Source organism: Streptomyces sp. NPDC102467 (assembly GCF_044765445.1).
Classification (GTDB): domain Bacteria; phylum Actinomycetota; class Actinomycetes; order Streptomycetales; family Streptomycetaceae; genus Streptomyces.
Map to the genome: position 1 here is coordinate 107,656 of NZ_JBIWKA010000009.1, position 14,664 is coordinate 122,319.

At 72.8% G+C, this 14,664-nt stretch carries 12 protein-coding genes; 5 read left to right on the top strand and 7 right to left on the bottom strand.

The window, feature by feature from the left end:
• The first annotated feature begins 36 nt into the window (after window positions 1-36).
• Window positions 37-2,496, top strand: coding sequence for a malto-oligosyltrehalose synthase (treY, locus tag ACIREE_RS20060; RefSeq protein WP_404153573.1), 2,460 nt, complete (start codon window positions 37-39; stop codon window positions 2,494-2,496).
• On the opposite strand, the gene ACIREE_RS20065 is transcribed toward treY, so the two are convergent.
• Entirely contained in the window at window positions 2,456-3,622 is a 1,167-nt protein-coding gene (locus tag ACIREE_RS20065; RefSeq protein WP_404153576.1) for a cytochrome P450, read from the bottom strand. The two genes, treY and ACIREE_RS20065, sit on opposite strands and share 41 nt — an antisense overlap.
• 393 nt (window positions 3,623-4,015) lie before the next feature.
• Between ACIREE_RS20065 and ACIREE_RS20070 the strand changes: the two genes are divergently transcribed.
• Window positions 4,016-5,260 carry a M14 family zinc carboxypeptidase gene (locus tag ACIREE_RS20070; RefSeq protein WP_404153579.1) on the top strand — a complete coding sequence of 415 codons (1,245 nt, stop codon included), beginning with the start codon at window positions 4,016-4,018 and terminating at the stop codon, window positions 5,258-5,260.
• 49 nt (window positions 5,261-5,309) lie between these two features.
• Here the strand turns inward: ACIREE_RS20070 and ACIREE_RS20075 are convergent, their stop codons facing one another.
• Window positions 5,310-5,750, bottom strand: coding sequence for an SSI family serine proteinase inhibitor (locus tag ACIREE_RS20075; RefSeq protein ID WP_404153582.1), 441 nt, complete (start codon window positions 5,748-5,750; stop codon window positions 5,310-5,312).
• A gap of 155 nt (window positions 5,751-5,905) precedes the next feature.
• Window positions 5,906-6,457, bottom strand: a complete 552-nt coding sequence (locus tag ACIREE_RS20080) for an FHA domain-containing protein (protein ID WP_404153584.1) — start codon at window positions 6,455-6,457, stop codon at window positions 5,906-5,908.
• Window positions 6,458-6,654: 197 nt separating this feature from the next.
• On the opposite strand from ACIREE_RS20080, the gene ACIREE_RS20085 reads away from it, so the two are divergent.
• Together ACIREE_RS20085 and treZ are read left to right on the top strand one after the other, a co-directional pair.
• On the top strand, window positions 6,655-7,506 hold the full coding sequence (locus ACIREE_RS20085) for a GNAT family N-acetyltransferase (RefSeq protein WP_404154249.1): 852 nt from the start codon (window positions 6,655-6,657) through the stop codon (window positions 7,504-7,506).
• 190 nt (window positions 7,507-7,696) lie between these two features.
• Window positions 7,697-9,442, top strand: a complete 1,746-nt coding sequence (gene treZ / locus ACIREE_RS20090) for a malto-oligosyltrehalose trehalohydrolase (protein ID WP_404153587.1) — start codon at window positions 7,697-7,699, stop codon at window positions 9,440-9,442.
• Window positions 9,443-9,642: 200 nt separating this feature from the next.
• Here the strand turns inward: treZ and ACIREE_RS20095 are convergent, their stop codons facing one another.
• Window positions 9,643-10,551: an aminoglycoside phosphotransferase family protein gene (locus ACIREE_RS20095; protein WP_404153589.1), complete on the bottom strand. Its 909-nt coding sequence runs from the start codon at window positions 10,549-10,551 to the stop codon at window positions 9,643-9,645.
• Window positions 10,552-10,557: 6 nt separating this feature from the next.
• Window positions 10,558-11,694 (bottom strand): aminopeptidase P family protein, encoded by a 1,137-nt coding sequence (locus tag ACIREE_RS20100; protein WP_404153592.1) that lies wholly within the window; start codon window positions 11,692-11,694, stop codon window positions 10,558-10,560.
• 312 nt (window positions 11,695-12,006) lie between these two features.
• On the opposite strand from ACIREE_RS20100, the gene ACIREE_RS20105 reads away from it, so the two are divergent.
• Window positions 12,007-12,759 carry a metallophosphoesterase gene (locus ACIREE_RS20105; protein WP_404153595.1) on the top strand — a complete coding sequence of 251 codons (753 nt, stop codon included), beginning with the start codon at window positions 12,007-12,009 and terminating at the stop codon, window positions 12,757-12,759.
• A gap of 27 nt (window positions 12,760-12,786) precedes the next feature.
• Here ACIREE_RS20105 and ACIREE_RS20110 read toward each other — a convergent pair whose 3' ends face one another.
• The gene (locus tag ACIREE_RS20110; RefSeq protein WP_404153598.1) at window positions 12,787-13,389 is read right to left on the bottom strand and encodes a PDZ domain-containing protein; all 603 of its coding nucleotides are present in this window, start codon (window positions 13,387-13,389) and stop codon (window positions 12,787-12,789) included.
• A 139-nt stretch (window positions 13,390-13,528) separates the two neighbouring features.
• Window positions 13,529-14,542 (bottom strand): asparaginase, encoded by a 1,014-nt coding sequence (locus ACIREE_RS20115; protein ID WP_404153600.1) that lies wholly within the window; start codon window positions 14,540-14,542, stop codon window positions 13,529-13,531.
• Window positions 14,543-14,664: the final 122 nt, after the last annotated feature.

Consider the following 14,664-nt stretch of genomic DNA (forward strand, 5'->3'; position numbering starts at 1 on the left):
CGCACGAAAGGCGGCGGTGGGGGTAAGTAGATTCGCATGACGCCTCAGCACCCGACGGCCACCTACCGGCTCCAGCTGCAACCGGATCTCGGCTTCGCCGCGGCCGCGGCCGCGGTCCCGTATCTGGCCTCCCTGGGGATCTCCCATCTGCATCTGTCGCCGGTCCTGGAGGCCGTGCCCGGCTCGACCCACGGCTACGACGTGGTGGACAGCGCACGCGTACGTGGCGAACTGGGCGGCGAGGACGGCCTGCGGGCACTCGCCCGGACGGCCCACGAGCACGGGCTCGGCCTTGTCGTGGACATCGTGCCCAACCACATGGCCGCCGCCGTGCGCCACAACCGGCAGCTGTACAAAGTACTGCGCGACGGACCGTCGTCCCCGTATGCGCGCTGGTTCGACATCGACTGGCAGGCGCAGGACGGCCGGGTCCTGATGCCCGTCCTGGCTCATCACATCGGCGACGAACTGCCCCACTTCGAGGTGGACGGCGACGTACTGCGTTACTACGAGCACGAGTTCCCCCTGCGCGAGGGCACCCGTACGCTGCCGCTGCCGGAGCTTTTGGACGCCCAGTGGTACCGCCCGGCCTGGTGGCGGCTGGCGCGCACGGAGCTGAACTACCGGCGCTTCTTCACGATCTCCGACCTGATCGCGGTGCGCGTGGAGGACCCCGAGGTCTTCGACGCGACCCACGCGACCGTCCTGCGTCTCCTGCGCGAAGGCGTCGTCGACGGTCTGCGCATCGACCACCCCGACGGGCTCGCCGACCCGGGCACCTACTTGCGGCGGCTCAGCGACGCGACCGGCGGCCGGTGGACCGTCGTCGAGAAGATTCTGGAGGACGACGAGCAACTGCCCGCCGCCTGGCCGGTGGCCGGCACCACCGGCTACGACGCGCTGCGGCACATCGACGGCCTGTTCACCGACCCGGCGGGGGCGGATGAGCTCCTCGGCCTGTTCCGCCGGTTCACGGACGTCGCGGCCGACCGGGGCGGCCAGTGGGCGGCGACCGTGCGCCGCGCCGCCCTCCGGGTCGTCACGCACGAGCTGGCCACCGAAGTGGACCGGCTGACCCGGGAGGCGGTCGAGCTGTGCGCCCTGACGCCGGAACTGCGCGACCACGCTCCCTGGGCGCTGCGCACGGCCCTGCGCGAGCTGCTGGTGCGCGTCCCGGTGTACCGGCCGTACGTGGCGGGGGGCGTCGATCCGGAGACGGTCCTGACGGCCTCCGACGCGGCCGACGCGAAAGCCGTGTTCACGGTGCCCGAGGAGGCTCGCGCTGTCGACGCCGTACGGGGTCTCGCGCTCGGCCGGCACGGTGACGGCCCCCGGCACACGGCGTTCCGGGCGCGGTTCGCGCAGACCTCGTCGGCGCTGCGGGCCAAGTCGGTCGAGGACACGGCGTTCTACCGGCACACGCCGCTCCTGTCGGCTCTGGAGGTGGGCGGCTGTCCCCGTAGCCCGGCGGTCCCGGCCGGGGCGTTCCACGCGTACTGCGCGCGTGTGCAGCGGGCCTGGCCGTACACGTCGACGGTGCTGTCGACCCACGACACGAAACGCAGCGCGGATGTCCGGGCGGGCATCGCGGCGCTCACCCAGTGCCCCGACCGGTGGGAGACGCTGCTGGCCCGGGTGACGGAGCGGACCGCCCACGGCGGCAGCACCAGCGCCCCGGACCCGCAACTGGCGTGGGCCGCCTGGCAGACCGTGGCAGGACTCGGCCCCGCGGACCCGGAGCGGCTTCAGGAAGCATTGCTCAAGCACGCGCGCGAGGCGGGCCTGTTCACCACGTGGACGGAGCAGAACGCCGCCTACGAAAGCGCGCTGCGGGCCTTCGTGGCGTCCGGGCCGTGCGGCCCGCCGGGAGACGAGGTGCTGCGCTTCATGGCGGAGCTTGCGCCCCACGTGCGGGCGAACATCCTGGGCGCGGCCCTGGCCCACCTCACGATGCCGGGCGTACCGGACCTGTACCAGGGGACCGAGTACGAGTACCGCGCTCTGGTGGACCCGGACAACCGGAAGCCCGCGTCGTTCGACGTGAAGGAGCGCGGCGCGCTCTCCGAGGAGAAGGCGGCACTCACGAGGGCGGCCCTGCGCCTTCGGAAGGAGCACCCGGACTGGTTCGGTGGCGCGGCGGCCTATGAACCCTTGTCCGCGGAGGGGGCGGCCGAGGGGCACTGCGTTGCCTATGTGCGCTCGGGCCGTGTGGTGGTGGCGGTGACCCGGCTGTCCCTGCGGCTGGCCGAGGCCGGCGGATGGCGGGACACGAAACTCAGGCTCCCGGAGGGCGAGTGGACCGAACTGCTCGACTCCGAACGGAAGTTCAGTGGCCAGGCGCGCGTGGCGGACCTGTTCGGGCGCTTGCCGGTGGCACTGCTCGTCCGGTCCGAAGTCAGCGCAGAGGTCGGCTCAGAGGTCGGCTCAGAGGTCGGCTCAGAAGTCGGCTCAGACGTCAGCTCAGACGTACGTGAAGAGCGGCAGGAGACCGGGTGAGCAGCCCCTCGGGGACGGGCCGGAACCCGGGCGCCCAGGACACGCCGGGCAGCGCGTCGAGCAGGGCGTACAGGCCCGATTCGGCGGTGAGGCGCGCGAGTTGAGTGCACAGGCCCTCGCTCAGGGCCGCGCCGAACGCTTGCCGCCCGGGTGCCGCGCGGAACATGTCGTAGCGGTCGGGGTCGGTGAACCGGTCGGCGTCCCGGCCCGCCGAACCGACCAGGCACGCCACGGTGGCGCCCGCCGGTATCGTGCCGCCGCTCACCGCGACCGGCGCGAGAGCGCGGCGCAGCACGATGTGCACGGCCGGGTCGTGGCGCAGCGACTCGGCCCAGGCCGCGCCCGCCAGGTCGGGTCTCGACCGCAGGAGGGCGAGCTGTGCCGGATGGTCCAGGAGGTTGGCGAGGAGCGAGGCCAGGGCCCGGTCGGTGGCTTCGCCGCCCGCGTCGAGCAGGTTCGCGACGACACCGGTGACCGCGTCGTCGGACAGCGGCCGCCCGTCGGCCCGCGCGGCGCACAGCACCGACAGGAGGTCGTTCCGCGGCTCTGCGCGGCGGCGTACGACGTGGGGCCGCAGAAAGACGCCCAGACCGGCGGGGACGGCGCCGCGGCGGGCCGGGCCGGTGCGGCACCAGTCGGTGACGCGGGCGGTGTCCTCGTGGGGCAGGCCGAGCGCCGCCACCACCGCGGCGGCGGGCAGCCAGTGGCAGAACTCCTCGACCAGGTCGGCTTCCCGTCGACTGCTGAGGCGGCGGGCAAGTACATGGGCCGTACGGTCCGCGCCCGCCTTCAATGCGGCCAGCGCGCGCCCCTGCAGGGCCGGGGAGGCAAGGGCGTGATGCGCGGTACGTGTGGCCTCTTCCAGGTGGGCGGAGTCGCGGCCGGAGGGTGGGGCGACCATGCGGGGGTCGGTCAGCGCCGCACGCACATCCACGTAGCGGCTCAGCAGCCACGCGCCGAAGGGCTCGTCCTCGAAGAGCGGGTGGGCGTCGCGCAGGGTGCGATACAGCGGGTACGGGTCGCGGGCCACGTCCGGGTCCGCGAGGCTCGGCGGCGGCGCGGGGGCGCGGCGCGCGTGCGGGCCCGGGGCGCTGGGACGTATGGCCGGGCCTGAAGGGCACAGCACCGCGGGGCTCCCCTCTGAGCCGGTATGCGCACCGGTTGCTGCGCGCGACTCTTCCCAGGGCACCACCGGGGGCGCCGGCCCGCAGTCCTCGTACGGCCGTACGGGTGACGACAGCGCCTCGCGCGCAGGGCGGTCGGGCGTCCGTGGCCGTGCGCCGCGCACCCGGCAGGAAGCGTCCGGCGGGTCCCGGCTCCGAAGCCGCGCGGAGGCCCCGGGGGGGGCGTGCCGCGGCACCTCCATGCACGCTTCACGCTGTCCGGGACCGTCATCGAGACGCGCCGCCCGCGCGCGAGGCGTAGCCTGCACCAGCAATGAGCCGCGCTACACGCCTTCTTGACAGGTGCGGCCGGGCGTGGGGTACTGCGGGTGCTGACGCCGGGAGCACCAACGGGGGTGAGTCATCTGACGGATCAGCGGTACCCCACCTCGGCCGAACTGGCCCAGTCAGCGCGGGAGCTGGCTGCCCACCGACCCGACCTGTGCCGGATACGCCAGGTCGGCACGTCGCGTGCCGGCCGCCCCCTGCATCTGTTGTCCGTCGGGCACGACCTGCGCACCGTCCTGATCGTCGCGGGCGCGCACGCCAACGAACCGACGGGCGGCCTCACTGCGCTGCACCTGGCCGAACAGGCGTTGCACGAACCGTCGCTGAGAGCAGACAGGTCGTGGCACTTCCTGCTGTGCGCCGACCCGGACGGCGCCTCTCTGCACCGCACACCCGCTCCGCGCACCCTGCTCGAGTACCACCGGCACTTCTTCCGCCCCGCGGGCCCCGAGCAGCCCGAGTGGTCGCCGTCGGTGCTCCCTCCGGACCGACTGCCGCCCGAGACGACGACGCTCACCGGCGTCATCGACGAGCTGCGGCCCTACCTCCAGGTGTCACTGCACGGCACCGAACTCGGTGGCAGCTGGGTGCAGTTGACCCGGGACATTCCGGGGCTCGCGGAGGCGTTCGCGAAGTCGGCTGCCGAGCTGCACATACCGGTGGAGACAGGAGCGTCGGACGCGGCGGGCTGGCCGACGTCCGGGCCGGGGGTCCATGTGATGCCCGACCCCGACGTACAGGCCGCGTTCCCGAGCCTGCCCGACGACGCCCGGCACTCCACCTGGCACCACGCCCACCGCTACGGCGGCTCCACGGCGATCGTCGAGGTGCCGATGTGGGCCAGCGACCTGGTGGACGACCCGGCGCCGCATCCGGCGCCCGAGCGGGCGCTGCGGCGCATCTCGGCGCGGCTGAGCCGGGACACCAGGCTCGTGGAGGAGATCCTCATGGAGACCCTGCCCCGCCTGCCCGACACCACGGGACCGCTGCTGCGGGCGGCCCGCTGGGCCCTGAGCCTGGTGCCGGGTCTGGCGGACGACTGGCTGCAACCGCCGCCGCCGGACGCGACGATGGCGTACGTCGGCAGCATCGACGCGTTCGCCCGGCGCCTCCCGTTGCGGGCCGCCGCGATGCTGCTGCGGGTCCTGGAGGAGGCCCAGGATCCGGCCACGCCCCGCCTCGACGCGCTCGTCACCCGTTGGTGCGAGGTGTACGCGGACCGGTTCGGGGCGCGCTGGGTGCCGGTGGCCCACCAGATCGAGCACCAGGCACGGACGACGATCGCGGCGGTCCGCCACGCCCAGGAGGGGTGATCCCACGGATCAGCCGGACCCGTAGGCGTGGGGCGGCCGGTCCTGTGCGTCAGCTGATCGCGAACAGCGATCCCGTGGAGGCGGTCATCGCGCACTCGTTGGCGAAGTTGCGGGCGTAGGCGACGCGGCGGCCGTTCCACATTCCGTAGGCGAATGCCGTGACCGGCTTGTAGATCATGGGACAGGACGTCTCCACGGCGCGGATCTCCGCGATGCTGCCCTTGGCGAGCGCCAGCTCGGCGCAGGCCCGCGCGGCGTGCGGGTGGCTGCCCGCCGCCCTCGGGGAGCAGCGCAGCAGCGTGTCGTTGACGGCTCCGACAGCGGAGTCGCCCTGCATGACGGCCACGTGGACCCAGTTGCCGGGCGGCGTCTGCCGCGGGGCGGCCTGCGCCGTGCCGGCCGCCGTGCCGAGCAGGGCGCCGACGGCCGCCAGGGCCAGCAGGGCGGTGCGTACCTTCCGGGCCGAAGCCGGGACCGAGACAAGAGCCATGGATGTCACCGTTCGTTCCTCGCGTTCAGGAGCGCGCGGGCAGTCGCCCCGCACCGGTGAAAGCATCGACACGGCGAGGCCCGCGATTCACCTGGTACGGGGCGCCATCCACCCGAACGGGATGCCGGGAACGGTCAGTCGGCGGACAGCCGGGCTCAGTTCGCGGACAGCCGGAACGACATGTGGCCGAAGCCGACCTGGTCGCCGTCCTGGACGACGGCGGCGCCGGTCACCCTGCGCCCGTTCACGGACGTCCCATTGGTGGAGCCGAGGTCACGCAGTACCCACATGCCGCCCTGGCGGGTCAGCTCGGCGTGCACCCGGGAGACCGTGTCGTGGCTGAGTCGCAGTCCGTTGGCCGGGTCGCGGCCGATGCGCAGGGGGTAGGGGTTGCCCTGCGGGGGCAGCAGCAGCTTGGGCAGCCGCTCGACGGTCCAGGCCCTGCGCAGTCGTACGGTGAATCCGGAGACCGCGCCCACGGCGCCGAGCACCGCCCGCGACCAGCGGTTCTCATGGCGCAGGTCGGCGGTGAGCGCGTCGAGTTCGGCGGGCCTTCGGGCGGCGAACGCCAGCTCCATGCGGCGCACGAACGTGTCGTGCGAGAGCCGTCCGAGCGCGGCGCCGTCCCTGAGCACCTTCAGCGCACGATCCCGCTCGGCGTCGGTCAGCCGCGCCGGGTACGTGTGGTGTTCAAAAGAGGACGTCACGCCTGTGATTGTCGGGCAGTGCGGCCGGAGTGTCCAGAAAAAGAGGGGCGTCACGGGCGTGCCCGCTGTTACGTTCGCCCGGCCGCGGCCACGAACAGGCCGCCCCAGAAGGAGAGTTCTTGACCTCTGCACCGAAGGCGCCGGACGACCTGGTGGTCCGCCCCCTCACCGAGGACGACGCCCACCTCTTTCGCGCGATGGACGATCCCGGCCTGGTCGGCCGCGTCATCACCGGAGTCGACTACCGCACCGTCGCCGAGGGCGGCGACTACGACCCGGCCTGGACGTGGGTGGCGCTGCGTGCGGGACGCGTGGTCGCGCGAGCCGCCTGGTGGGGCGGCCCGGACGACGAGAAGCCGGTGAACCTGAACTGGTTCGACGTGCCCGACGACGACATCGAGGCGGGTGTCGCCCTGCTGGAGCAGGCCCCGTACGACGTCGAGTACGAGTTGATCCTGCCCGCCGACTGGACGGAGCGCCCCGAAGCGCGGGCGGCCGCCGAGGCGCGCATGGAAGCGGCACGGCGGGCGGGTATGCGCCTCCTTGTGGAGCGTTTCCGCTACCGCTGGACACCGGAGAACGGTCTGCCGGAGCGGCCGGGGCGCCTGGAGTTCCGGCCCGAGCCGGACGACGCCGTCGTCCTGGACGTGCTGCGCCGCGTGCACTCGGTGACGCTCGACGCGCACGCCCTGCTCGCTATCGAGCAGGGCGGTATTGATCAGGCCGCGCAGGAAGAGCTGGACTTCTTCCACTGGTGTCCGTCGCCGCGCGAGTGGCTGCAGTTGGCCTACACGCCCGACGGGGAACTCGCAGGTATTCATGTGCCCGCGTACAACCGGACGGGGCCCTGCATCGGCTTCATCGGGGTGGTGCCCGAGCAGCGCGGACATGGTTACGCGTACGACCTTCTGGCCGAGTCGACGCACTTCCTTGTCGAGCGCGGCGCGGATGCCATCGACGCTGCTACGGATGAGGGCAACTTCCCCATGGCGGCGAACTTCAAGAAGGCCGGGTACCCGGTGACGCAGAAGCGGGTCCACTGGGTGTGACCGGACCCCGGCCTCGCGAACAAACGGCCTCGCAAGGAAACGGCCTCGTGAAGAACCGGCCGCACCAGAACCCGGACTTACAAAAGTGCGGAACCAGTAGTGGTGAATTCCCGGCGGAACGATCACGCCTGACGCACCATGGACGCGTCGTCACTGTCGGCAGACATCCGGCTACGAGGGGGAACCGACCGTGCAGTTCGAGGTGTGGGCACCACAGGCCGAGCGAGTCACGCTCCATTGCGACGGCGCCACGCGCGCGTTGGAGCGCGATCCGGACCGTGCGGGATGGTGGGCGGGGCGGGACGACGCCCAGGACGGGACGCGGTACGGGTTCGCGCTGGACGACGGTCCCGTGCTGCCCGACCCGCGCTCGCGCCGCCAGCCGGACGGGCCCGACGGGCTCAGCGCGGTCGTCGACCACAAGCAGCACGAGTGGCGCGGCGACTGGGCGGGGCGTGATCTGACCGGAGCGGTCCTGTACGAGCTGCACGTGGGCACGTACACGAAAGAGGGCACGCTGGACGCGGCCGCGGCTCGACTCGGCCATCTGGCCGCACTCGGCGTCACGCACGTCGAGCTGATGCCGCTGTGTCCCGTTCCCGGCCGGCACGGCTGGGGGTACGACGGGGTCAGTCTGTGGGCCGTGCACGAACCGTATGGCGGCCCCGAGGCGCTGAAGCGCTTTGTCGACGCGGCGCACGAGCTCGGTCTCGGTGTCGTCCTCGACGTCGTGCACAACCACCTGGGCCCGGCGGGCAACTATCTGGCCGCGTTCGGGCCCTACTTCACGGACACGCACCACACGCCGTGGGGCAGCGCCGTGAATCTGGACGCGCCGGGCTCGGACGAGACGCGCGCCTTTCTTCTCGGCAGCGCGCTGGCCTGGCTGCGCGACTACCGCATCGACGGTCTGCGCCTCGACGCGATCCACGAGCTGCACGACCAGCGTGCCCTGCCCTTCCTGGAGGAGCTGTCGGCGGCCGCGGACGAGCTCGCGGGCCGGCTCGGCCGCCCGCTGTTCCTGATCGGCGAATCCGACCTGGCCGACCCACGCGTCATCACGCCCCGCGCCGACGGCGGCCTCGGCCTGCACGCGCAGTGGAACGACGACGTCCACCATGCCGTGCACGCGGCCGTGACCGGTGAACAGCAGGGCTACTACGGCGACTTCGCGCGCGAGCCACTGGCCGCCGTCGCCAAGACGCTGACGCGCGGTTTCTTCCACGACGGCACCTACTCGACGTTCCGCGGCCGCCACCACGGCCGCCCCGTGGACCGCGCCCGCATCCCGGCGCACCGCCTGCTCGCCTATACCCAGACCCACGACCAGGTCGGCAACCGCGCCCAGGGCGACCGGCTCGCCGCCACCGTCTCACCGGGCCTGCTCGCGTGCGCGGCCACGCTGGTCCTGACGAGCCCGTTCACACCGATGCTGTTCATGGGCGAGGAGTGGGCGGCGAGCACACCGTGGCAGTACTTCACGGACCACACCGACCCGGCGCTCGCCGATGCCGTACGCACGGGCAGGCGACGGGAGTTCGCGGCGCACGGCTGGGCGGAGAAGGACATCCCGGACCCGCAGGACCCGGCCACGCGCGAGCGGTCCTGCCTCGACTGGTCGGAACCGGAAGCGGGTCACCACGCGCGCGTACTGGCCTGGTACCGCGACCTGATCGCCCTGCGCCGCGCCCGCACCGACCTGCGGGATCCGGATCTGGCGGCGGTCAAGGTCGCCTACGACGAGAAGGCCCGCTGGATCGCGTACCGCCGGGGCGACCTCCGGGTGGCGGTGAACCTGTCGGGGCGGCCGGTGTCGATCCCGCTGGGGCGGCCGGTGGCCCAGGTCCTCGCGGCATGGGAGCCGGTGCAACTGCCCGGGGACGACGGGGCGTTGACGGTCCCGGCGGAGTCGTGCGTGGTCGCTGTCGCGCCGTAGGGGGATGAGGTTTCGTCGTCGGGTGCGGCCCGGTGTGGACTTCTCGCGCCGTTCCCCGCGCCCCTGAGAGGCGCACTTCGTGCGCCATCTCAGAGGGCCCGTGCTCGCCGCCTCAAGGGTGCGGGGAACTGCGCGACCGGCCCCCACCGGGCGGCACCCGGCGACGAGACCGCCCGGAGGACGAGAAGCCGCGCACCAGCTCAGCCCTCCGACACCAGCTCCAAAAGGATCGGCTCCCAGGCCCGCTCCAGCTGGGCCCGCAAAAGGGCCACGGGACTGTCGGTGTTGGGCCCGAAGAGCCGGTCGGCGAGCCGCACCAGGGCGCCGCACCGGGCCAGCCACAGGCCCCGCAGACAGACCCGGGGCCCGTACCCGGCCAGCGTCGCGGAGCGCACCGCCGCCCGCGCGCCCACCGCGATCGCGAGCCCCGCGATGTCCTCGGCCGGGTCACCGACCACCGCGTCGGCCCAGTCGAGAACGCCGCGCACACGGCCGTCCTGCGACACGGTCAGATGCTCGCCCTTCAGGTCGTGGTGGACGAGCACCGCGTCCGACTGCGGACCGAGCTGGGCGACGGCCTGAGGCGTCAGCTGGGCGAGCCTCGCCGCCTCGAACTCGTCCGCGTCGGCGAGCATGCCGGCCGCGGCCTCGGCCGTCCGCCGCAGGTTCTTCAGGGAGCGCGGCGCCACCTTCGGGACGCCGAGCGGCACGGCCCGGGTGGCAGGCACCGCGTGCAGGCCGGTGAGCAGCCCCGCGAGATCCTCCTCGCCGGCCGCGGTGACGTCGCGGACCTCAGCGGACTCGCCGGACAGCCGGGTGTCGAGGGTGTAGGCGAGGCCGGGCGCCCACTCCCCCGCCGCGACGGACGCGGGCACGGCGACGCCTACGTAGGGGCGCAGCAGGTCCCGCAGCCGCACTTCACGGCGCAGGCGCTGCGACACCGGCCTGTCGGGGGCGATCCGCAGTACATGCCGGGTGCCCACCCACCAGGTGGAGTGCTCGCCGCCCTCGGTCACAGGGCGCACCTCGGCGCCGCCGCTGTCCGGGAGCAGTGTCCCCAGAAGGCGGCGCACCGCCGCTGCGGTGGGCTGCTCCGGCGTCGGCGGCATCGTCGGTCAGCCCACGATCGCCAGGTCCCGGGCGGTGGAGTTGAGGCGCTTCCCGCCGTCCTCGGTGACGGTGACGATGTCCTCGATGCGGACGCCGAAGCGGCCGGGCAGGTAGATGCCGGGCTCGACCGAGAAGCACATGCCGGGGACGAGGGGCTGCTCCTCGCCCTCGACCATGTACGGCGGTTCGTGCGTGGACACGCCGATGCCGTGGCCGGTGCGGTGGATGAAGTACTCGCCGTACCCGGCGTCGGTGATGACCTTGCGGGCGACCCGGTCGACGTCCTGACAGGCGATGCCGGGCCGGACGGCGTCGCAGGCCGCGGTCTGCGCCTCGCGCACGATGTCGTGGACGCGCCGCTCCTCGTCGGTGGGCTCGCCGACGTGCACGGTACGGCTGGTGTCGGAGCCGTAGCCGTGCTTGAGACCGCCGAAGTCGAGGACGACCATGTCGCCGTCCTGGACGACGCGGTCGCCCGGCGCATGGTGCGGGTTGGCGCCGTTGGGACCGGAGCAGACGAGAGTGAAGTCGACCTGCTCGTGCCCGAACCGCCCGAGCAGGTCGGCGAGTTCACGGGAGATGTCGATCTCCTTGCGCCCTGCGAAGGGAACCTTCTTGATCTCCTCGTACGTAGCGTCGGCGGCGGCACCCGCGGCTGCGAGGCGCTCCAGCTCGGCGGCGTCCTTGACCCCGCGCAGCATCGGCAGGGCCTCGGTGAGGGAGACGTACGAGGTGTCGGGCAGGTTGCGCTGAAGACCGAGCAGGTGCATGGCCCAGGCGTTGTCGCTGACGCCGAAGCGACCCGAGTCCCCCTTCGACCTGAGCAGCGGAGCGGTGATCTCGTACGGGTCCCTGCCGTCGGTCCAGTCGCGCAGGGTCATCGCGCCCGCGCCCGTGGCCTTGGCGGCGTCGGGTGCTTCCAGGGCGGGCACGATCAGGGTCGGCTCCTGCCCCGCGGCGAGCACCAGGAGGGTGAGCCGCTCGGTGTCGGCCGGCACCTGGTACCCGGTGAGCCACACCAGGTCGGGTCCCGGCGCGACGAGCACCCCCGCGAGCCCGGCGTCGGCCGCGGACTGCGCGGCACGGTCCATACGGGCCTTGTAGTCGGTGGCGCAGAAGGGCGCGGGCGTGCCGGTCGTCATGGCCGGGCCTCCGTTACGTAAGAACAAGAACGTCGAGAACAAGAACGTTGAGAACAAGGGGGACACCGGGCCACGGAGTCCACGGCAGCATCCTGCCCGGCCGCGCGGGACGGCGCGAGTCCGCCCCCGGCCATCGCCTCGGCCATCGCTCCGTCCATCACTTCCGTCACTCCGTCCGTCGTACGGTCACGCGCGCGTGCGGCATCAGCGATTGAGCCATTAATGGAAGGGCATTGCTGTGGCATTAGACCTAATGGTTAGATCGCCACTATCCGTTAAGGACCGAGGCCGACTCTTCTAAGGACGTACGCCATGCTCGTGCTGGCCCAGATAAGCGATCTGCATCTCGACGGTTCCCCGCGCGCCACCGAGCGGGCCCGCCGCGTACTGGACCATCTGCGGGCACTGCCGGGCCCGCTGGACGCGCTCCTGGTCACCGGGGACATCGCGGACCACGGCGCCGAGGCGGAGTACGAGGAGGCGGCCGGACTGCTCGGGCTGCACGACCCGGCGACGCCGTTCCCCGTCCTGCCCTGCCCGGGCAACCACGACAGCCGTGTCCCGTACCGCAAGGCCCTGCTGCGCGAACCGGGAGGCGACGGCCCGGTGAACCGTGCGCACCGGGTAGGCAGCGCGGTCGTGCTCATGTGCGACTCCAGCGTCCCGGGTGCGGACGACGGAACCCTGGACGACGAGACGTACGCCTGGATCGAGGAGGAGCTCGACGCGCTCGACGGCGAGACGCCCGTCCTGATCGCCTTCCACCATCCGCCCCTGGCCCTGCACCACCGGCTGCCCGACCGTTACCAACTGTCCCAACCCCGTTCTCTGGCACGGTTGTTGGAGCGTCGACCGGAGATCGTCGCGGTGATCACGGGCCATGCACACACCCCGGCCGCGACCACGTTCGCCGGGCGGCCGCTGGTCGTGGGGCCCGGCGTGACGTGGACGCTGCGGATGCCGTGGGAGGGCGAGCAGTTCGCAGACCGGGAGGCGCCGGTGGGCCTGGCCTTCCATGTACTGGACGACGAGCGGCGGTTGACGACGCATTTCCGCACGGTCTGAACCCGTCTTGACCGAACCGGACCGGCGTCACGTCACCACACCTGGAATCACCGCCAACGCCTGCCGCACACCATTGATGTGACGCACCGTCATAGTTAGCTGATGTCCCGGCCGGGCATCCGAGACGACAGCCGCGAGATCTCCGGCCGAGCCGATGCCCGCCGTGCCGAGACTCAACAGGATGTCGCCGCGCACCAGTCCGGCCGCGTACCCGGGTCCGGGGACGTGCACGGCGACGACGAGTGCGCCGGGCCCCTTAGGCGCGTCGACCACCTCCAGGCCGAGGCTGCCCCGCGCGACGGCTCGCGCCGGGGCCGGTGCCGACGCGCTCATGGGCGCCGATGCGTTCGCGCGCGGGGACGGTTTCGCCGGAGTCCCGGCGGCCGCCTTCTGTTGCATCTCGGCCAGTCTGCTCATGCCGATGACGGTGGCGCCGACGGTGCCGAGGCCCACTCCTGCCAGCACCAGGACCAGCGCGAACAACAGGCCCGTCAGCAGGCTGAACAGGCGGCTGCCGCGCCGCCGCGCGGCATGCGGGCGCCGGGCGGGCCGGGGGTCCTGGCCGGGCTTCCCGGGGGCGCGCCCCGGTGCGCCCGGCATGGGCTTGGGACGCAACACGGTGTGTTCCATGGCTCGCCGCCTCCGGTCCCTGGGTCACTCGCTCCGGCCACAGCCCTACCCTCCATGCCCTCCCGCGACGATCCCCGAACGAGTGAGAGTGCCGGACCCCGCTCGAATTCCCCGGCGTCCGCCCCGGCGTCCGCGCAGGTCAGCCGGTCGACTCGGTGAGCACCGCCGACGGCCTGACGGCGCCCACCGGTTCACCGTGCCCGAGGACCGGCGCCTCGGTGAGGGCGGACAGCCGCGGGTCGGAGTCGACGTCCACGCCGAGGTGGCGCAGAGCCGCGGTCATGACGACGGGCCGGGGCCGCTGACCGCCGTCGGCGATCTTCAGCGCGATGGCCGACCCGTTCGGCAGGGCGAGGGCGTAGACCCCCTCGGCCCCGTCCTTGGCGACGGCGCCGGGCAGGGCCCGCATGAGGTCCGTGACGTCACGGCCGGTGCCGCCGACGTACTCGGGGTGGGCGTTCATCGCGGCGGCGACCCGCGCTTCGGGGCTGCCCGCCGGAGCGGTCGCGATCCGGGCGAAGGCGCGGGCGAGGCCCGTGAGGGTGAGCGCGAACAGGGGCGCGCCGCAGCCGTCCACACCGACCGCCGTGGACTTCTCGCCTGCGAGGTCCTCCAGGGTGTCTTGCAGGGCGCGCTGGAGGGGGTGCCCGGGGTCGAGGTAGTCGTCGGTGGACCAGCCGGCGGCGACGCACGTGGCCAGCATGGCGGCGTGCTTGCCCGAACAGTTCATGGTGATGCGGGTCGGGCCGAGCCCGGCGGCCAGGTGCGCGGGCCCCGACACCGCGCCGATGGGGAGCGCCGCGGTGCAGCGCAGGGCGTCCTCGTCGAGTCCGGCGCCCGCGAGTATGCGCCGTACTCCGTCGAGGTGGAAGGCCTCGCCGGAGTGGCTCGCGCAGGCAAGGGCGAGCAGCTCGCCGTCGAGGTCGAGGCCCGCGCGGAGCATCCCGGCGCTCTGCAGCGGCTTGTTGGACGAGCGCGGGTACATCGGAACGTCGACAGGGCCCGCGGCCAGCACGGGGCGGCCGTCGGCGCCGAGGACCACGACGGCGCCGTGGTGCACGGACTCCAGGAAGTCACCCCGCCACACCTCGGCGAGCACGGGATACGCCTCCCGCTCGGGTGCGCCGGGTTCCCTCGCGTCTCCAACAGTCACGTCTCCGGCAGTCGCGTCTACGGCAGTCGTGTCTGCGCTGGTCGCGTCTACGGCGGTCGCGTCTACGGCAGTCGCGTCTACGGCAGTCATGCTCGTCCCCTTCGTTCGATCGGTCTCTCGAT

Coding starts and splice junctions, on each gene's coding strand:
- ACIREE_RS20100 (WP_404153592.1), bottom strand. CDS start 11,694: ATGACGACCGGCACGCCCGCGCCCTTCTGCGCCACCGACTACAAGGCC.
- ACIREE_RS20110 (WP_404153598.1), bottom strand. CDS start 13,389: ATGGAACACACCGTGTTGCGTCCCAAGCCCATGCCGGGCGCACCGGGG.
- ACIREE_RS20105 (WP_404153595.1), top strand. CDS start 12,007: ATGCTCGTGCTGGCCCAGATAAGCGATCTGCATCTCGACGGTTCCCCG.
- ACIREE_RS20085 (WP_404154249.1), top strand. CDS start 6,655: ATGGACGATCCCGGCCTGGTCGGCCGCGTCATCACCGGAGTCGACTAC.
- treY (WP_404153573.1), top strand. CDS start 37: ATGACGCCTCAGCACCCGACGGCCACCTACCGGCTCCAGCTGCAACCG.
- ACIREE_RS20075 (WP_404153582.1), bottom strand. CDS start 5,750: ATGGCTCTTGTCTCGGTCCCGGCTTCGGCCCGGAAGGTACGCACCGCC.
- ACIREE_RS20095 (WP_404153589.1), bottom strand. CDS start 10,551: ATGCCGCCGACGCCGGAGCAGCCCACCGCAGCGGCGGTGCGCCGCCTT.